The sequence below is a fragment of the Vibrio tubiashii genome (assembly GCF_028551255.1).
GTDB classification, from domain to species: domain Bacteria; phylum Pseudomonadota; class Gammaproteobacteria; order Enterobacterales; family Vibrionaceae; genus Vibrio; species Vibrio tubiashii_B.
The window spans coordinates 624,901-644,351 of the sequence record NZ_CP117029.1 but is presented as its reverse complement, the minus strand read 5'-3'; the positions used below and the strand labels follow the sequence as shown (position 1 = coordinate 644,351).

Genomic DNA, 19,451 nt, shown 5'->3' with positions numbered 1-19,451 from the left:
TTTGTAAACGTTTCCACAAAAATGGTCAATTTTCGTAAAATAACCATGATCGTGATCAACTATTCCTTGTTAGCAGGTAACAAAAATCTATGAAACGCGTATGTTTTATAAACAAAGCGAAACTAACGGTGATTTATCGCTCATAATTCGCTCATCAAACGAGTTTTTTGCGCCATAAGGCAAGGAGTAGATATGGCTGACATCAGCTTAAAACAGGTCATCAAGCGTTTTGGTGATGTGCAAACCATTCATGGTGTCGATCTAGAAATAGAGAATGGTGAATTTGTTGTCTTCGTTGGCCCATCGGGCTGCGGTAAATCGACGTTATTACGACTTGTTGCAGGACTTGAAGAGATCTCTGACGGTGAAATTCATATCGATAACCAACTGGTGAACGATATTGATCCTGCCGAACGTGGTGTTGCTATGGTGTTCCAATCTTATGCTCTCTACCCACATATGACAGTAGAAGAGAACATGGGTTTTGGCTTAAAGATGAATGGTCACCCGAAAGAGCAGATCGAAAAACAAGTCCACAGCGCCGCAAAAACGCTGCAACTTGATCATCTACTAAAGCGCAAACCAAAAGAGCTGTCTGGTGGTCAGCGCCAACGTGTTGCTATTGGTCGTGCCATCGTACGCAACCCGAAAGTGTTCTTATTTGATGAGCCTTTGTCTAACCTTGATGCCGAGCTACGAGTAGATATGCGTTTGCAGATTGCCAAGCTGCATCAAGATCTGCAAAACACGATGATCTATGTGACTCACGATCAAGTCGAAGCCATGACGTTGGCAGACAAGATCGTGGTGCTGCGCGATGGGCGTGTTGAGCAAGTAGGTTCCCCCCTTGAGCTTTACCATAACCCACAAAATGAATTTGTGGCGGGCTTCATTGGCTCACCTAAGATGAATTTCATCCCGACAAAAATTGAGTCTTCAAACGAGCAAGGATTGAAGCTTGTCAGCGAAGATGGTTCATTGTTTACCTTGCCTGCCGTGCAGCAAGACCTAACAGCAGGCGATACTCTTACCCTAGGTATTCGCCCTGAGCATTTGGAAATTGATCTCTCTGGTGATGTACACCTTAACTTCCAAAGTGAGGTCGTCGAGCGCTTAGGTAACAGTACTTACATGTTCGGTCAATCATGTGGTGTCGATGGCTTCAAAGTTCATCTGCCCGGTGACCAAGAGGTGTCTAAGTTCCAGCAAATGGAGCTAAGCTGCAAAGCATCAGATTGCCACCTGTTTGATGCTAATGGCCTGCGAGTCGAATAAGCCGATCAAAGATGTCAAAGTGGCTGAGAGAACTTCAGCCACTAATTGACGACTGAAGCCACAACCCTTCTTATCCAAATGCTTTTCTCTTCATACTGATTCGCCTTTAAGAACAGTAAGCGAATATCAAAGTCAGGAATCTCTATTGGGCTCGAAATAGCTTGCAGATCATGGCTATACATTTCCATTTCAGCAAAACGTTTGGGCACAATACATAACAGCTCTCGGCCGAGTAACAAACGTCGAATCGTTAGAAAGTTTCGCGAAGCGACCCCAACTCTGCGTTCATAACCTAACTTAGCGAGACGCTTATCAACCTGAGTTTGTAAGCTACCGTCTGGACTAACGAGTGCATGCTCATAGCCCACAAAGTCTTCAAGGCTCATCGGTTCATTTGTGGTAACGGATCTAGGATCAAACAAACAGAGGTGTTGCTCGGTATAGAGATGCTCAGAGAGGAAACGACGGTTAAGGTTTTCAATGCTGCCAATCACGACATCTAGACCTTCACTCTCTGCAATCTCAACATAGTTGCTGCGGTTGACGTTAAAAAAGCTCACTTGCGAATTGGGTGACTGCTGCTTGATCGCATCATACAGGGCTGGGGCAAAAAGCTGCTCTGCATAATCAGTTAAACCTATTTTCCACACTCCCGAATAGCCATTGGCTGTGAAATGCTTCTTAACTAGCAAGTCGTTCTTGATACTGCCCAACAACCTGTCGATTGTCGGAGCTATCTCCTGAGCATGTTGTGTGGGCTCCATTCTCGCTCCAACCCTCTCAAACAGAGGATCATCAAACAGCACACGCATTCTTTGTAAGGTGTGGCTCATTGCCGACTGGCTAACAAAGCACTGCTCTGCCGCCGCGCTGACACTGTTAGTCTGGAACAAGGCTTGAAAAGCCACCAGCAGATTGAGATCGACCCCTTTCCAATTAAACTCTTTCACTCACCTAATCCCATTTGATTCATAGTTTGTATTAAGACTATCAATTTGAGTCATTTTAGTTCATTGCGTACATTATTGGCACTATTTAAGGTCTATTGACCTAGCAAAAGAGTAAACCTAACCATGCTGTCGATTTTTAAAACCTTCTTTATGCTTGGCTGGATTAGCTTTGGCGGTCCTGCGGCGCATATTGGCTATTTCAGAAATACCTTTGTTGAAAAGCTCAACTGGCTAGACGACAAAGAGTACGCGCAAATTGTTGCGCTGAGCCAGTTCTTACCCGGCCCAGGTTCGAGCCAAGTCGGCTTTGCCTTAGGTTACAAACGTGGTGGCCTTGGCGGTGCGTGTATGGCGTTTATCGGCTTTACCCTACCGTCTGTCATCATTATGTTGGCGCTCGCAGTACTGAGTAGCCAACTTACTGAGGCGAGTGCGTTCCAAAATATTGTGCATGGCTTAAAACTGCTCGCGGTTGTGGTAGTTGCTGATGCCACTTGGGGGATGTACAAAAACTTCTGTAAAGAGAAGCTATCTGTCGCATTGTGTTTAATGACAGCTGTCGCACTATTGCTTTTACCTGGTATTGCGACCCAAATGGGCGTGTTGATTGTCGCGGCCTTAATCGGCGTGAAATGTCTGGGTAATGACGATGCGCAGAGCACCAGTAAGTTTGAGCCTTCTATTGCCCCTCTCGCTCTGTTTGTTGCTTTACTTGTTGGACTACCGTTTGCGGCTCAAGCATTGCCTGCACTTGGGCTATTCAATGACTTTTTCCAAGCGGGCAGTTTAGTTTTCGGTGGCGGCCATGTGGTTCTGCCACTGCTACAAAACATCGTCGGTGATCAGCTAAGCCAAGATGCTTTCCTTACCGGCTATGCTGCGGCACAGGCGGTGCCTGGACCTATGTTTACCTTTGCGACTTACATAGGTTACGAGTTGATGCCTTCAGCTCCGATTGCGGGTGCATTGATAGCCACATTAGCGGTGTTTTTACCGGGCTTCTTGTTGCTACTTGGGGTACTAAAGAATTGGCAATCACTGGCTAAAAATCACAAAGTTTCTGGCGCTGTCAATGGAGTGAATGCTGCGGTCGTTGGTTTGCTGGTCGCTGCGTTATACCAACCTGTATTTACCAGCGCAGTAATCAATCCACTTGATATCTCGCTCGTTCTGGTTGGTTTCTATTTACTCAAGCAACACAAGCTGCCGATTGTTTGGATGGTTGCCTTCTTTATGCTTGCGGGATTAGCAACTGGCTACGTTGCTTAACCTGAAGGTCGTAGAAACTAATAAGGGAGAGCCAGTGCTCTCCCTTTTTTCACTCTTGTTTTATTGCTCCTGTTTAATTTTCTCTTCCCTGACCATAGCCAGCGCTTTTTCTAGATTCTCATTCGCGACTTTGTAGTAAGTCGATTTGGTATTAATAGCTTGCTGAAGATAAGGGATCGCCTTATCGGGTTTGCCTTGCAGAGTGAGAAAGTATCCGACGTTGTTTAGTGCTTCAGATTTATCCATATGCTGTGAGAAAACATTGAGCGCCCGATTAATCTCCCCTTTTGCTAGATAAATCAGTGCTAGATTATTGAGGGCTTTTTCGTTATCGGAATCTATATCGAGCGCCTGCAATACGAAGCGCTGCGCCTTACGATAGTCTCCAGACATGTAAAACGAATAGCCGACATTGGTGAGAGTTTTGACCGACTCTGGCTCAATGCTTAACGCCTGTTTGTAAAACGCCTGTGCTAACTCGTGCTGCTTATCTAAATCTGCCGCGACCCCTAACCCCATAAATGCGTACTCAGGTGAATGCTGGTCGACATTAAGATTGGCAACAGATTTCACCGTCACTAAATCTTCACTTTCAAGCGTTTCACCGTTATTAAACCTTAATTGGTCAGCATTGACCGCACGTAGGAAGTAACTGCGACCTTGCTCAATATCGCCATTGCGACTATAAAGAATACCCAGTTGCTCAAGGACTTTGATGTTGTTGGGGTTCTCTTCGATAGCAATCAAGTAGGCCTTTTCTGCCAACGCTAAATTATTGCGCGACTGATGAATACGGCCAATATTAAACAGCGCTCTATCTCTGAACTGCCCGTTTTCAAACGCAAGTGAGCGAATATATTCATACAAGGCGAGATCTGAGTTGCCTGAACTCAAGGCAATATCACCGCGTTGAATCGCCTCCTTTTCTGTTTTCGGTGGTTCCTCTAATGAAAGCGTATCGATGGGCCGTCCGTCATAGAGAGAGGTATCAAGAGTCGGTTCCTTGCTCGCACAGCCCATTAGCAATGAGGTAACGACTAACACTAGTAGATAATTTAATCTTTTCATATCAGCTTCCTTAGTTTCCCCATGTTGAGCTCAAGTACAACACTGATGGTCCTACCGCCACGATAAAGAAACATGGCCAGATAAAGAGAAGTAACGGGAAAATCATTTTTGTTGGTATCTTGGCAGCGATCTCTTCCACTTCTTGATTGCGCTTATCTCGAAAATCTTCGGTATATTCACGTAGGGTTTGTGCCAAACTGCCGCCTATTTTTGAAGCGTGGGAAAGCATAGTCACTAGGCCCGCAATTTCTTTCACCCCTGTCCGCTCAACAAGCTCATTGAAAGCGTCAGACATTTCAACACCGGCCTTAATCTTGGCACAAACTGTGTCTAACTCATCTGCAAAGTCAGGGTGAGAAATCATCAACTCATCGGCCACTCTGCGAAGCGCCGCATTAAAACCGAGTCCAGATTCGGTACAAACCACCAGTAAATCTAGCGCATCCGGAACACCACCTCGAATACGCGACTGTCTTTTGTTTACAAGATGCTGCAAGGCAATATTTGGCGCATATAAGCCAGCGGCTACGGCACCAATCATAGCCACATTCAAGTTCGACATATCAGGAAAAAAGAAATAGAGAGCTGCCGCTATTGTTAAACCAAGTAAGAAAGAGAGCCCTTTTAGCGAGTAATAAATGGTAATGGCGTTAGCGTCATGATAACCCGCATGCATTAACTGACTGCGGATAGTTTCTCGCTCTTTACCGCTAGAAGGTTGAACGATCGGAGCCAGAGACTCTAATGTGTTGTCTAACTTACGGCTTTTTTTCGGCCCATCCCTTAGCGTACTACTCCGAATCTCTTCCAGCTTTTTCGTCATGGGAGACTTAGAGCCTAGCAACAACATGGCTAACGTAAAAATAATCAGTACTGAGGCGACCAAAATAAGCGCTAAAAAAGCTAACTGCTCATTTAACTCGATTTCATTCAACTGCAGGATGAGGTCTTCCATAACTACACCTCAAAGTTAATGATGTTTCTTATCCACATTGAGCCGATAAACAGACTCACTACCCCGCCACTAACGAGATCTAGGCCTCTAGGATCTTTATAGAGAGGCTCTAGATATTCGGGGTTAATAAACGACATGAATAAGAAAAGAATGAAAGGTGAAAGCACCAAAATCCACGCCGACAGGCGACTCTCAGCCGACAGGGTTTTAATCTTTCTCTGTAGCTTAAATCTCGCACGCAATACGCGAGATACCTTTTCCAGGTTCTCCGATAAGTTACCCCCGGTCTCCTTTTGCAGTAGTACAGCACTAGAAAAGGCGAGCATTGAAACGGTTGGGGTTCGCTCTGCCATCTGCATGATGGCCATGCGCATGTCGTAACCGTAATTGAGTAAGTTAAAGGTGTTCTTAAACTCAACCCCAATTGGCGCAGGCATTTCACTTCCCACTTCGTTGAAGGCTTGAGTCACTGGCTGACCGGCTTGAAGCATTCGGCGCATAATATCCAATGCTTCCGGTAACTGTTCTTCAAAAGCAGACAATCGATCAGAGATTTTTTTACTCAACCAAAAATAAAGAATCAGCCACACTCCTATCGGAGCAACAATAGCCACATAAATCGGCTGACTTGTCACCAGTGCAGCAAGCAAGGCGACAAGAGAGAAGGATAAGGTGACAGAGATAGTTTGAGTCAAACTCCAGTCATACCCAGAGAGCTCGATCATTTTTTTGAGTGAAGAGAAGGTTTCGATTTTTACCAGCTTTCTGTCGAGCGGGGTCAAACTCTTCATATAGTGCTCATGAAGCAAGGAGCGAGCTTCTTCATCGAGACTCGTTTGTGACTCTTTCAGTCGTTGAGACAGCTCCTTGTGCTTAGCTTTACTACCTGCGGCAGGAAGTATTAGCGCTTGTGAGATAAACACCACAGCAAAGAAGAGTAATATAAAGAAAAACGTCGCATCTTCCTGCATAACGCCCCCTTATGAGAATGTCTCATTAAAAATATCAAATGGAAGGTGCATACCCTTTTTAGACAATTGATCGTGACACTGAGGTACGACCCCTGTCGCCGTGTAGTAGCCGCGGACATTACCTTCTTCATCCATCCCTTGGCGATTGAAGCGGAACAGTTCCGACATAGTAATAATCTCGCCTTCCATACCGTTGATTTCGCAGATACTCACCATGCGCCGCTTACCATCTTCCTGACGCTCCATTTGAACCACCAAGTGAATCGCCGAGGCAATCTGCGAACGTAAATTTTTTGCTGACATGTTCCAACCAGCCATGGCAAACATGTTCTCAACCCTTGAAAGTGCGTCTCGCGGGGTATTGGCGTGAATGGTCGCTAGGGAGCCATCGTGACCGGTATTCATTGCCGCTAACATATCGACCGCCTCAGCGCCACGTACCTCCCCAAGCACAATACGGTCTGGTCGCATACGCAGTGAGTTTTTGACTAAATCTCGCTGAGTAATTTCTCCTTTGCCTTCAAGGTTGGCTGGGCGAGTCTCTAAACGCACAACATGAGGCTGTTGCAACTGAAGCTCTGCCGAGTCTTCAATCGTCACGATGCGGTCATCTGACGGGATAAAGTTGGAAAAGATATTTAAAGTGGTAGTTTTGCCCGATCCCGTACCGCCTGAAATTAACACGTTCAAGGCACCGTTCACCGCCGCTTCGACAAACTGAGCCATCTCAGGAGAAAGAGAATTAAACTCCAATAAGTTATCCATATTGAGTTTTTCAACCGCGAAGCGACGAATAGAAACGGATGAGCCATCTAACGCTAACGGGGGAATAATCGCATTAACACGTGAGCCATCAGTCAAACGCGCATCAACCATAGGTGAGGCTTCATCAATACGACGACCCACTTGGCTAACAATACGGTCGATAATATTACGTAAATGCCGTTCATCAAGAAACGTATAAGGGGTGAGCTCAAGCTTACCGCGCCTTTCGACAAACACATGCTTTGGGCCATTGACCAAAATATCAGACACGGTTGCGTCATTGAGCAGAGGCTCCAAAGGACCAAGGCCAAACACTTCATCCTCAATTTGCTGAATAACGCGTTTACGACCTTCCGCACTCAAGGCATGGGTTTGATCTTCCGCCATCAACTGAACAATTGCATCGTGCAGATCAACCTTAGCTCTTTCCGGCTCCAAACTTGCCAAAAGTCCGAGGTCTAATGTCTCAAGCAATCTTTGGTGATAGTAACGCTTAACTTCCTGCTCAAGCGTCAATTGCTTTCGAGTTTCTTCTATGACCTTTTCTTTGGCCTCTGTCTCTAACATTTTCTGTTCTTTGAAAGAGTTAGGTGAAGAAGAACTGGCTGCTGCATGTGTATTTGAATCTGACGTCTTCGATAAATTTTCTTGCTGTTGCTCTACTGCATTCACTTTTTCTTGCAACTCAGGATTCAAATTTTTTCTTTTAAAAAACATAATCGCTCTCTGTCACTGGAAGTGAAAAGTTATGAGAATAACCGCTTAAACCAACCTTTTTTCTCTTCAGGCTGTGGAGAAATAGACTCAACAAAACGGCTAATTGATTTCGAAATCGAACTGCTTTTTTTGGCTTCAATAAATGGGCGACCTAAATTGGCACTCTCCAATGCCACTTTAAAATCATTAGGAACGACATGAAGCGAGATATCACCAATCGTTCCTTGAATATCTTTAAGACGAATGGATTGACGCTTCTCAAAACGATTAATCACAATTTCTAATTGATCCTTGCTAATGCCAAATTCAAAAGACAGAAGCTTGATCATTTGCGTTGTATTCTTAATCGCGACTAAGTTTTGTTGTGCAATCAGGTAAACTTTGGTCGCGGGAGCCAACACGGGAGCAAATAGACGATCTAACCCTCGCGAAAGATCGACAATCACATAAGGGTAGTGCTCTCTCAGTAAGGGCATGAGCTTATTTAAGTACTTGGCTTTCTCGTAGTTTTCGTGGCTGTTTTCACGCTTAAACGACAGAATATGCAGACCACTGGAGTGCTTAGTGACAAATGTGCTCAGAGAGACTTCATCTAGATCAGACACATTCGCCAACGCATCCGTCATGCTGTAAGAAGGGTTAATACTCAAGTAGTCATTCACCACACCAAACTGAAGATCTAAGTCGAGCAATAACACTTTTTCTGGGTTTTGATTAGCCATCTTTATTGCAGAGTTGAGAGCTATGGTTGAAGCTCCTGAGCCCCCTTTGGTGTTCATAAACACCAGCAATTCACCCAAATTGCGGCTAGCGACTTTTTCTTCTGCAACGTTTTTAAGTAGCGGAATGAGTTCTTCAATCTGCGCCGTATTCGAGACAAAATCTGCCGCACCAATACGCAAAGAGATCTTTAACGCACCATTGTCATTCTCATTACCAAACACAATCAATGATGCTTCATGGTTTTCGCTATTCGATTCTGGTGCTTCGTAGTTCTGAAGCTCAACAATTTTCTGTGCCCAATTAGGGCCAGTTTCGACAAAAATCAAATCAGGCGGCGCAAAATGGGCTAAATTGCCGACCACTAACCCATGAAAAGAGATCATTTCATAGCTAATGCTTTGGCATTTAGATAGCTCGTGACTGATATGCAAATGAAAAGCGTCAGACGAGTAAAACACCCAAATGGTTAAATTGGTCTTTAGTCTTAACGGGGCGCTTCCATTTGGCGTTATCTTCACAGCCTCTCCCATATTTGCCTCCTAGCAATCTGAACTACTACTCGTTCCGTCTGACTTTCTGTGGTGACCTAGATTCTCTCGTGGCCGTATCGTTTCAAACTCGGGAACAGCAAGCAGCCCAGTGAAATTTATAAAGCTCAACAGTCCTGTATATTGGTAATTAAAGTTCACTACTCTTGCTCTTACATAACTAATTGTAGAAAAGACATCATCATCTGTCAGAGTTCCGGTAACAACATTTCCTGAATCATCTAGATAATCGATAGCAATGTTGGCAGCGGTTAAGCCTCCGGGGGCATAAGTAGGCAAGGCTAAAGCGGGGATGTCATTCTGGTCTTCAACGCGGCAAACCGCCGCTAGGCGAGCCGCAATTCGAGTGACATCGTTGATGACTTGCAAAGAATACGCAAATCGCCCAACTTCAATGACAGCAAAAATAACCAATAGTAGGGCTGTAGAGATCAGTGAAAATTCGATAACACTCAAGCCTTGTTGACGTTTCATGGTGCCGTCCTCATCATTGCCGATGCATTGAGAGGAATCGCAAAGCTATAATCGGATTGAAAAGCGGTCATGACCGGTGTGTAGTTGTGCGAAACAGTAATCGTCACATAACCATTAGTGTGGGTGACCGCGACATCTGATGTTGAGACATTTTCCACCATAGGGGTGGAACCTGCCCCGACAGAAGAGTGACCATAGACCACAATATTTTTGATCTCACTGATGTCCGCGATTTGATCATAGCTTGCTGAGCCTGCAATATCGGTCGTCGCATATCTAATGCCGTTTTGCACCATCTTGTTCAAGGTATTGTAGCGAATCAAAGCGTTACCAAACTCGGTGATGGCCATCAGCACAAATAACAATACCGGAATCGCAATGATGAGCTCGACGGCAGCCAAGCCTTGCTGCTTGGATTGAGAAGTTGAACGGATCATGATTCGCCTCCATTTGGATCTTTATAGAGAACGATACGATAAGGTCCGTCACTGTCTGAGTTCTGCCCCGGAGGACCACTCAATACCGAGCAATCTTCAATAAACTCGCCATAGACAGGATCTTTGCTGCCATTGTTGGTCGGGGCTTGTTGCAGTAGAAAGAAACAGGCAAGCGCCGTCACGTCCAAGCTTGTCGTTCCTCCTTTAGCACTCGAACAATCGACAACAGGCAGAATCAGAACTCGACGGTTAACCTGTCCACCTGACGCAATGCGACAATCACTGTCTCCAGTGCAATCTGGCAAAGCATCTTTATAATCACTGTATCCCCAAGGTTGACCACCAGCACCACTGGTATCTGTATAGGTGACGTTACCGTCATTATCTGTTGTTGGAGAAGTATCCGGCTCTCGTACATACACATCGGAAGGGTAATCAGCGGCAGAGACCCCACCGCCACTGTAAACACCAAAGCGTGTATTTAACCCCTGCCCGACAGGGCCGACGGTGTTACCGGGTTTGGTGGTTACCGTAGACCCAACACCAATCGAACCGTGAGTAGCTTGATACTGCTCAATTGGGTCAGGATCCCCCGCTAGCGCTTCACGAACTGTAGAGGCTCCCGAGCCAAAGTCGAGTAATTGGTAGTTACCTGGCCCCATATCACTGTTCTTATGGTCGGCAACTTTTATGGGGTAAACTTCTCCCGGGTTATAGCCATTCGTCCCACCATCTTCACCTTCACATACCGCTATCGGAACAATATTGGTCGTTTCTGTCACAGACGGACTTGGGCCAGCAACGGCGGACGAACCTAAGATCTTGTCGGCATTAAAAATATGCGCAAAAAAGTTGTTTATCTCGAAGGCTGAAACAGTAACACGCACAAAGGTATCATCTGTTGCGCTAAAGCTGCCATCAGGAAAAACTTCAGGATCATTAGAGTATTCAACCGCGACGGTCGCAGTTGAAAAATCCATCTCAGTATTGCCTGTTGCATTAGCGACATTGGTTAACGTTGTATTAGCAGCAGCCGTCGCTTGCGCGGTGGTTCCACCATTATCGATCACAATAGCGGCAGCCAAAGCCGCGGCATCTATGCTATTTTGCAGTCGAGTTTTGTTCAGCATTGCATGGTTAACATCAATCGAGAAAGCAGCCACGCCAATCAAAGACAGCATGGCAGCAGTCACCAATACTAAAGTTAAACCCTTCTGTTTGCTGACCATCTTGTTGGTACGCCGAATCATAGCTGGTTCCTTAAGGACTAATTAGAGCCCCCTTCTAAGAATTGACTCTCAGTGCCTTTCAACTCTGTTCCTTTTTTACCGGTATAGACCTGATAAGCACTTTCCATTCGCTCACCACTACCTGACGGAATGACACCAAGGTTCTCTTGGGTCGCATTTGGATTGTATGTTTGTTCTGTTTTTACTTTAGTTACGTGAGCGCCTAGACGCTCAGCGTTGTTAACGCAGCCAATAAGCAGCAACGGTAAACAAAGTACACTAATGATTACTTTTATATGATTCATGTTGCCCCCTATAAACTGTGTCCAAAGGTGCCTTCTGTGCCACCTTTCGAATGATCGACATACTCTTCTTCTGCATTGTTTCGACGCTTAGACTGGCCTGTTGGAGCGATATAAGCCCCACGACCCAGTAAGTAGTATTCGAAGTCATTTGGCTCAACAAAGGAGTCTGTCGGTAGGGTCACGCGATTGCGGTCAATAGGGCGAGCCAATCTAGGTGTAACTAGGATGACCAGTTCCGTTTCACCAGAAATGTACTCTTGGCTATTAAACATTTGACCTAAGATCGGAATATCGCTGAAACCCGGCATTTCATTCACAACGTCACGAACGTTTTCACTAATGAGCCCTGCAATCCCTATAGTCTGACCATCTGCTAGTTCGAGGGTAGAGGAGGCACTGCGGCGAGTGATCGGCGGAATAACATAAGTGGCGTTGGTAGAGCCCGGATCTAAAACCAGAGATGACGTATTAGCTATCTCACTCACATCAATGGCTAGGTTCAAGTTGATCTGTTGGTCACTCAGTACAGTAGGTATGAACTTTAACCCCACCCCGTACTCCTTGTACTCAATGGTGATGCCGTTTTCATCTGGAACTGGAATTGGAAATTCGCCACCAGCCAAAAACTCAGCTTTTGAACCACTGAGCGCGGTTAAGTTAGGCTCGGCGAGAACTTTGGCAGTGCCATTTTGCTTAGCGATATCTAAAGCAAAAGAGAACAGCGTATTACTGTCGATAAAAGAGCCCAATAGCCCCGTTGTGTCTACTGAAGGTGCATTAAACACCGGAGTCACAGAGCCTGGACTTCCTGGTAGAGTTGGCAATGCTGCACCGGCTGACGTACCTCCCCAAGCGAAATCACCGCTTTGCTGTAAGAATTGAAAGTTTGCATCAAACTTACGCACCAAACTTCTCTGTACTTCAGCGACCGTAACCTCCAGTAACACTTGCTGTGCGCCACCTATGGTCATTAAGTTGATAACTCCAGTCTTATCCGTCTGCTTACTCAGTGACTCTTTTGCTTCATCCGCTTCTTGCCCGACGGCGTATGTCTCAGCCACGCGTAAAGCGATATTCATTGCGGCTTGATTACTGATCTGCCCACTGAGAATTAATCGATTTTGTGCGCTATGAACTTCAACTTGCTCATCGGGTAAAAACTCGTACAGCTTGGCTTTTAAACTGTTTAGGTCATGGGTAACTTCAATGTTGATGGACTCAATAAGCTGCCCGCGGCTGTCCCAAGCCATCAAGTTGGTTGAGCCTAGTTTCTTACCAATCAGGAATACTTCGTTTGATTTCAACATCACAATATCAAGCACTTCCGGGTCGCCCAAAGAGACGCGTTTTGCTTTACCCGCTAAAGTGACATGCGTGGATTTATGATGCGGAACCTTGACCACTTTTCCCGACTGAGTCGCGCTGTGTACATTTAACGTACTCAATATAAAAAGACTTATTAGTATGATTGTCTTACGCATAGCTCACCTCAATCCTTGACTCTGATGTTGCTTTTCTCTGTGCCTTTAAGGATGGTGACACTTGGAGCAACATATCTTTTAACAGGCTTCTCCTCTTCATGAGGGTTACGAAGGGCGAGTTGAATTTCGCCTTTACTCTGCGCTGTTAATAGCTTTTCAGCTTGTTTTGGTGACACTTCTAAAGTCACTGCTCTCACTATGATGGGTTTGTTTTCTTTACTTCTAGCGGTTTGGTCTACGGCAAGTACCTTGATATCTTTGAGCACCGTTAAAGTCGTGGCCGACGTCTGGGTATAGCTAATCGTATTTAATACATCGACGCGATTCCCCGGTAATAAGAAACCGGCTACACCGATAACATCATTAACTCGTATCGTTACCGCTCGCTTGTTCTCAGGAATTAATGCGGCTAGCGTAGAGCCCTCGCCAGAATTTGCGAGTCTGTTTCGACTCACGATTTCACCTGGGTAAATCGTGGTTGCTGCGACTTGACCGAGTAACTCTTCTTCCGCCACAAACTGAGACTCATCACGCCATGCGACTTCAAGTAACTTAGAACTAATATGCTGCTCTTCAATAACGCTACCTGACGTAATTTCTTGTGCTGCGACAATCACGGGTTCACGCTCTACCACTTCAACTTCTGTCTGTGGCGTGACTTGCCGATCCATCCACTGCTTGGCAAAGAAAACCGCACCAAGCCCAAACGCGACTGAAAGTAAGAACAAAAATATTATTTGGCTTCGACTCATCGAGCACCTCCTCCTTTACCGTCAGCGGTAAAATAGACTTCCCATGCGCGGCAGACAATCTCGGAGGTAATGACCGGGGCAACTTCTTCAAACACTATAATATCTCGGCTGATACCAACTAAATCCTTTGGAATACAAGGATAAAAGCCAACGCTATGCTGACGATGTAACTCTAAAAGTGATGATAAACAGTCCTCAGCAAGTTCCAGTTGGCGACTTTGAGAGAACTCGTCCCACAACTGGCGATACTCCGTTTCCAGTAGGGGACCAAATTGAATTTTGTAGCCTAATCGACGTAAAAAAGCGGGGTCACTGATCTTCTCTGGATCTAAGTTCGTAGAGAAAGCCAAAGTAAGAATAAAAGGTATGGTAATTTGCTGGCCGTTAGGTAAAGACAAGTAGTCGTAGAAATACTCCATCGGCACAATCCAGCGGTTGAGCAGGGTTGCCACAGGCATTGTCTGTCGGCCCAAATCATCAATGATGAAAATGCCATTGTTGGCCATCATTTGTAGCGGTGCCATCCAGACCCGATTGTGCTCGCTGTGGTTGACCTCCAACATATCCATGGTCAGTTCACCACCAACCTGAATACTTGGGCGCTCGCACAAACACCAGCGACGGTCAAACTGCTCTTTAAATGCAATAGTTTGAGTGTCAGCACTGGCGACTCGCTTATGGTGCTGCGGGGAGAAAACTTTAATGATGTTACCCGCCGCATAGACTGCGTAAGGAATATAGACTGAAGTATTGAGAGAATTCAGGAGTCTAGTTGCGACGAACGTTTTACCGGTACCAGCATCGCCGTATAACAGAAGTGCGCGACCAGAATTAATGGCAGGGCCTAAATAGCCAATCATTCTGTCAGCCCCCAACACTTCTTCAAGCGCGTAGGTAACATCTTGGCGATTAACCATTTTTGCTCGAACATCTTGAGCTTTGACCATGGCATCATAACTTTGCAATGAAACCGGAACAGGCCCAAGATAAGCGTCTTTTGCAAAGGCGGTATCGGCTTCCTGCATTCCTTGTTCTGATAGCCCATATCGGACACTGCCGGGGGATGAAGCAGTAAAGCCTGAGTTTTGCCCTTGAAACACTTCAACTTGAGATTTTGAGCGAAGATCAGCCAACATTTCTTCGATCATGTGGCTATTTATGCACATCAGTTTTGTTAGCTGAAGAATATCGGATTTCGGGTAGGCGGCGAGATGCTTCAACAACAAGTTTTCAAGAACGGCTTTAGGAAGTTCTAGTGCTTCAAAAGAGGTTGGCACTGGGGGCGATGCCGCCTGCGGTGTCAATTCTACTCTATGTTTAACTTTAGCTGTAGATTGAACCATATAGACTCCTTGTCTACATAATTAATAATATTGGTGCATGGCAAGTCCAATTACCATGACGGGTGCAAAAGGCATTCTTAACTTTTGTTCTATTCGTTCTTTGGCGGGTTTTGGTTCAAAAGATTTAGAGCCATAGGCCGCGAGCATAGAGTACTTGGTGAGTAAGACCTTTAAGGAGCCTTCGTTCTCTGCTCGATTCACTAACGCGTACAACAAACCTATTGCGACACTTGAGACGGCAATCCAAAATGTAGCGTCACGTAGATTTCCCCACCCTAACCAAAATCCCACGACACCGAGAAGTTTGACATCTCCAGGAGCCATAACACGGAGGATATGCAGTAATAAGGAAGCACCAAAAAAACATAAACCAGCCACCAATGCCCACAACAGATTGTTCAGCGGTTGTGGTGAAAGACCTTTCTCTATGACACACAAGCCAAGGATTATGAGTAAATAAAGATTGGGAATGCGGTGCTCTCTTGCATCACTTACGGCGGTAACAACAAACCCAATCCAGATTAGGTAGCCAATAAATATTTCCATGCTGCGCCATCAAACTTTAGTCGGAAAACAAATTGCTTATTTCTGATACCAAGGCTTCACCGAAAGCAGTAAAAAATCCGCCTAAGGCCAGTGCGAGAGCGCCTGCACCTACGACGTATTCAACTACAGTCAAACCCTCTTCTTCTTTCATAAATTGAACAATGTGGTTTACCATGTCTGAAAATCCTCTATATAAAGATTAAGGCTTGTAAAACTAAAGTTTGTTTTACAAGCCTTAAAATAATAATAGTCGGATTTTTTAGATTTACTTGGACAATAAGTAATTAATTAATTTAAAAGTAAATTAACCTTGGTTACTATTTGTACCATTAAAGACTTCATCTAGCTCAGTAGTCATATCTGTTACTAGACCACCAAAGATTCCTGACATAGCTGCAACTAATAGGCCGGCACCTACTACGTATTCAACTACTGTTAAACCTTCTTCGTCTTTCATAAATGCTGTGATGTTTTTAGTAAGCTTGCTCATGATATGTCTCCTTCCAAAGTTCATTAAGCTGTAGCGCTTATTGATAATTTAGAGTTATTGAGAAAGAACAGTTAGGATTTATTTGTCTACCTGTAGTACTTTTTTGCCAGACTAATATTTAAAATTTGTACTTTTTTGTTGTAATTAACGCACAATATTGACAATTAAAATAATTACTCTATTTATATCTAACAATTTAAATTAATGATTAAAATAGCAAAAAACTGCTTTTATCCACTTCAAGCCTAGCAATCATTAAATAACGCACCCTTTCTCATTATTGATACTTGACAAAATAAACCACAAACAAAAATGTGACGCCTATCCAGAAAATAAAGCTACTTATTGTGAATTGCTTCAATAAGGCGATTAGCCAAGCAGGATTTCTCATACTAAGCTCAACGATAAAGTTCCTCATTACTCTAATTAAGATTAACTAAGGACTGAATACAGTGGATGTACTACATAAGGGCTACTGGCTCGGTAAGTCAGTAACTTACATTGAAAAAGATCAGGTAAGAGATTTAGAAAGGCATTTTCATGTTCTTGATTATGGCTATGATGTTTCTGTGTTGAGTGAGCCTGACATCCATTTCTGTTTTTTTTATTATGAAGAGGTTTACAGTTCTCTCCTGCAAACCGCGATTAAGCTTTGTCAAAATCTAGACAAACATTTAATTATTATTTGTGATGATGAAATCCCACAAGAAATAGCCAATCTTGAAGTTATATTTTCGGTTTTTTCAGTTAAAAAAGATGATATTAGATTGTGGTCAGATGAGATAAATAAACAGGTTTACTACCAATTTACTCAGCACCAAGAGATTCTAGATATTCATAAACTCATTGATAATCAGTCGAAAAAACATATCAGTAAAGATCTCGTTGAAATGCTGAGATATATCGAAAAAAACTTATCTAGAACAATAAGAGAAGAAGATGTCGCCGAATATTGCCATTATTCAGTCACTTACTTTTCTAAGTTTTTTCATAAAACCATCGGGGTCAGTTTTCGCGATTACTTAACCTTAAAAAGAATCAATCTCGCCAAGCACCTTCTCACCAACGACCGCAAAGAGAAGATTTCCTTTATAGCCTTTCAATGTGGTTACAACGACGTCTCATACTTTTCTCGTATCTTTAAAAAGAAGACTGGAATCAGCCCAGCTATCTACCGTCAACTACACTAGTAGTAGATAACGAGGAAATCTCCCATTCGGGCGAGTTATGCATATTGAGCACGTTTGCCTATGTTGTTCACAAGATGCACGAAAACTCACCACTTGCACTTTCCTCCGCTTAGATTAACATGCTAGAGTTAACAATCTATTAACAATAAAAATATAAACATAACTTTGCAAATAACATGGAGTTAGAGAATGATTCAGCCTAACGAGTTAAGCAAACCAACCTGTGCTCTCCCACCACCAAACGAGATGATCCTTAAATGGGCCGAGGAACGCCCAAATGAGGTTTATCTCAAACAAACGATCAATCGAAAGTTTGTTGAATATACCTATGCAGAAGTCGCGGATCAGGCACTCAAGCTAGTGAGTGCGTTAAACGATCTTGGCGTTCAACCTCGTGATAAAGTCGCCTTAGTCTCGAAAAACTGTGCCGAATGGTTTATTTGTGACTTAGCCATGATGCTTGGTGATTTTGTTAGTGTACCTATCTTCCCTACTGCAGGGGCAGATACGATCGAATACTGTTTAACGCATAGTGAAAGTAAAGTATTGATTGGCGGTAAATTAGATGATGCTGCAGCGACTCAGCAAGTGATCGATTCTAAGCCAGATATCATTACCATCTCACTACCTTACGATACTGCGCCAAACTGTAAGTATCAGTTTAAAGAGTTAATTGCTTCGGCTCAGCCTAGTGAAACTCGTCCGGAACATCATGATGATAAGTTAATGTCACTGGTGTACACCTCTGGTACTTCTGGTCTACCTAAAGGCGCAATGCTGACATATGGCGCATTCAGCTGGTCAGTTCAACAACTTATCAATCACATCGGTATCCAAGAAAACGATCGCTTGTTCTCTTACCTGCCGTTAGCACACATCACTGAACGTGTTTATATCTTTGGCTCTTCGATCATGGGTGGTGTTCAAACAGCCTTCCCTGAGTCTTTAGATACCTTTATTGAAGATGTTAAAATGCAGCGCCCAACGCTGTTTATTTCTGTGCCTCGCCTGTGGACTCTGTTCCAGCAACGCATTCAAGACAAGCTACCGCAGAAAAAGCTCAACATTCTGCTTAAGATTCCGTTTGTAAACTCTCTGATTAAGAAGAAACTCGCGGAAGGCTTGGGCTTAGATCAAGCACGGGTACTTGGCTGTGGTTCTGCGCCAGTTTCACCTGCGCTTCTAGACTGGTATCACAGCGTTGGTCTACATATTACCGAAGCGTGGGGCATGACAGAGTCTTTTGCCTACAGCACTCTCAACTACCCATTCCGCGCTGACAAAATCGGCAGTGTCGGTAATGCTGGACCCGGTATTGAGCTTAAGATCGCTGAGGATGAAGAGATCATGGTTCGCGGTAAAGGCTTGTTCTCTGGCTACTACAAAAATGATATCGCAACGCAAGAGTCATTCAATGCTGAAGGCTGGCTACATACAGGCGACATTGGCTTTATTGATAGTGAAGGCTATCTAACAATTCAAGGTCGTAAGAAAGATACCTTTAAGACAGCTAAAGGTAAGTTTGTCGCACCTGTGCCAATCGAGAAAAAGCTTTTTGAATACAGTCGAGTCGAAATGATGTGTTTAATTGGTCTTGGTTTACCAGCACCAATTCTTCTCGTGGTTCCACATGACTTCCCTAACTTCGACAAAGAACGCTACGAGAGAACGACCAAAAAGGTCATTGCGAGAATGAACGCCGACCTTGAGTCTCACGAGCAGATCAAAGGTGTGCTAATGATCAAAGACCCGTGGAGCATCGAGAATGGTATCTTGACGCCAACGCTTAAGATCAAACGTCATGTTCTAGAGCAAAAGTACCACGATATTGGTCACAACTGGCCAAAAGGACAACTTGTGGTATGGGAAGATTAATTAATCTTCACTAACTAAATACAAAGGAGAGCATAAGCTCTCCTTTTGCTTTTGTTACTAAACCGATTATGATGCCAATTCATTCGGA

20 protein-coding genes are annotated in these 19,451 nt (G+C 44.3%); 4 read left to right on the top strand and 16 right to left on the bottom strand.

Going from position 1 to position 19,451, the window contains the following annotated elements; genetic code table 11:
• The first annotated feature begins 192 nt into the window (after positions 1-192).
• Positions 193-1,275: an ABC transporter ATP-binding protein gene (locus LYZ37_RS03000; RefSeq protein ID WP_272786395.1), complete on the top strand. Its 1,083-nt coding sequence runs from the start codon at positions 193-195 to the stop codon at positions 1,273-1,275.
• A gap of 41 nt (positions 1,276-1,316) precedes the next feature.
• On the opposite strand, the gene LYZ37_RS02995 is transcribed toward LYZ37_RS03000, so the two are convergent.
• Positions 1,317-2,225 carry a LysR family transcriptional regulator gene (locus LYZ37_RS02995; RefSeq protein ID WP_272786394.1) on the bottom strand — a complete coding sequence of 303 codons (909 nt, stop codon included), beginning with the start codon at positions 2,223-2,225 and terminating at the stop codon, positions 1,317-1,319.
• A 123-nt stretch (positions 2,226-2,348) separates the two neighbouring features.
• Here LYZ37_RS02995 and chrA point away from each other — a divergent pair, with 123 nt between their 5' ends.
• The gene (gene chrA / locus LYZ37_RS02990) at positions 2,349-3,494 is read left to right on the top strand and encodes a chromate efflux transporter (RefSeq protein ID WP_272786393.1); all 1,146 of its coding nucleotides are present in this window, start codon (positions 2,349-2,351) and stop codon (positions 3,492-3,494) included.
• A 60-nt stretch (positions 3,495-3,554) separates the two neighbouring features.
• Here the strand turns inward: chrA and LYZ37_RS02985 are convergent, their stop codons facing one another.
• The 15 genes from LYZ37_RS02985 to LYZ37_RS02915 all read right to left on the bottom strand — a co-directional run bounded on the left by LYZ37_RS02985 (position 3,555) and on the right by LYZ37_RS02915 (position 16,298).
• Positions 3,555-4,562 carry a tetratricopeptide repeat protein gene (locus LYZ37_RS02985; protein WP_272786392.1) on the bottom strand — a complete coding sequence of 336 codons (1,008 nt, stop codon included), beginning with the start codon at positions 4,560-4,562 and terminating at the stop codon, positions 3,555-3,557.
• Positions 4,563-4,572: 10 nt separating this feature from the next.
• Positions 4,573-5,517, bottom strand: coding sequence for a type II secretion system F family protein (locus LYZ37_RS02980; RefSeq protein WP_272786390.1), 945 nt, complete (start codon positions 5,515-5,517; stop codon positions 4,573-4,575).
• Positions 5,518-5,519: 2 nt separating this feature from the next.
• Entirely contained in the window at positions 5,520-6,488 is a 969-nt protein-coding gene (locus LYZ37_RS02975; RefSeq protein WP_272786389.1) for a type II secretion system F family protein, read from the bottom strand.
• Positions 6,489-6,497: 9 nt separating this feature from the next.
• Positions 6,498-7,970, bottom strand: coding sequence for a CpaF family protein (locus LYZ37_RS02970; RefSeq protein ID WP_272786387.1), 1,473 nt, complete (start codon positions 7,968-7,970; stop codon positions 6,498-6,500).
• A 29-nt stretch (positions 7,971-7,999) separates the two neighbouring features.
• Entirely contained in the window at positions 8,000-9,223 is a 1,224-nt protein-coding gene (locus LYZ37_RS02965; RefSeq protein WP_272786385.1) for an AAA family ATPase, read from the bottom strand.
• Between the two features lie 9 nt (positions 9,224-9,232).
• A complete protein-coding gene (locus tag LYZ37_RS02960; RefSeq protein WP_272786384.1) occupies positions 9,233-9,715 on the bottom strand; it encodes a TadE/TadG family type IV pilus assembly protein in 483 nt (160 codons plus the stop codon).
• Entirely contained in the window at positions 9,712-10,152 is a 441-nt protein-coding gene (locus tag LYZ37_RS02955) for a TadE/TadG family type IV pilus assembly protein (RefSeq protein ID WP_272786383.1), read from the bottom strand. The genes LYZ37_RS02960 and LYZ37_RS02955 overlap by 4 nt, the downstream gene beginning before the upstream one ends.
• Positions 10,149-11,402, bottom strand: coding sequence for a Tad domain-containing protein (locus LYZ37_RS02950; protein ID WP_272786382.1), 1,254 nt, complete (start codon positions 11,400-11,402; stop codon positions 10,149-10,151). The genes LYZ37_RS02955 and LYZ37_RS02950 overlap by 4 nt, the downstream gene beginning before the upstream one ends.
• Positions 11,403-11,419: 17 nt before the next feature.
• Complete coding sequence (locus LYZ37_RS02945) at positions 11,420-11,686, bottom strand: hypothetical protein (RefSeq protein WP_272786381.1); 267 nt, start codon at positions 11,684-11,686, stop codon at positions 11,420-11,422.
• Between the two features lie 8 nt (positions 11,687-11,694).
• Positions 11,695-13,167 carry a type II and III secretion system protein family protein gene (locus LYZ37_RS02940; protein WP_272786380.1) on the bottom strand — a complete coding sequence of 491 codons (1,473 nt, stop codon included), beginning with the start codon at positions 13,165-13,167 and terminating at the stop codon, positions 11,695-11,697.
• Between the two features lie 8 nt (positions 13,168-13,175).
• Complete coding sequence (gene cpaB / locus LYZ37_RS02935; RefSeq protein WP_272786379.1) at positions 13,176-13,919, bottom strand: Flp pilus assembly protein CpaB; 744 nt, start codon at positions 13,917-13,919, stop codon at positions 13,176-13,178.
• On the bottom strand, positions 13,916-15,262 hold the full coding sequence (locus LYZ37_RS02930) for an AAA family ATPase (RefSeq protein WP_272786378.1): 1,347 nt from the start codon (positions 15,260-15,262) through the stop codon (positions 13,916-13,918). Before LYZ37_RS02930 ends, cpaB begins: the two co-directional genes overlap by 4 nt.
• 21 nt (positions 15,263-15,283) lie before the next feature.
• The gene (locus tag LYZ37_RS02925) at positions 15,284-15,808 is read right to left on the bottom strand and encodes an A24 family peptidase (RefSeq protein WP_272786377.1); all 525 of its coding nucleotides are present in this window, start codon (positions 15,806-15,808) and stop codon (positions 15,284-15,286) included.
• Between the two features lie 16 nt (positions 15,809-15,824).
• Positions 15,825-15,983: a Flp family type IVb pilin gene (locus LYZ37_RS02920; RefSeq protein ID WP_272786375.1), complete on the bottom strand. Its 159-nt coding sequence runs from the start codon at positions 15,981-15,983 to the stop codon at positions 15,825-15,827.
• 129 nt (positions 15,984-16,112) lie between these two features.
• Entirely contained in the window at positions 16,113-16,298 is a 186-nt protein-coding gene (locus LYZ37_RS02915; RefSeq protein ID WP_272786374.1) for a Flp family type IVb pilin, read from the bottom strand.
• 452 nt (positions 16,299-16,750) lie between these two features.
• Here LYZ37_RS02915 and LYZ37_RS02910 point away from each other — a divergent pair, with 452 nt between their 5' ends.
• Entirely contained in the window at positions 16,751-17,488 is a 738-nt protein-coding gene (locus LYZ37_RS02910) for a helix-turn-helix domain-containing protein (RefSeq protein ID WP_272786373.1), read from the top strand.
• A 189-nt stretch (positions 17,489-17,677) separates the two neighbouring features.
• Entirely contained in the window at positions 17,678-19,363 is a 1,686-nt protein-coding gene (locus tag LYZ37_RS02905; protein ID WP_272786372.1) for an AMP-binding protein, read from the top strand.
• Positions 19,364-19,451 lie beyond the last annotated feature (88 nt).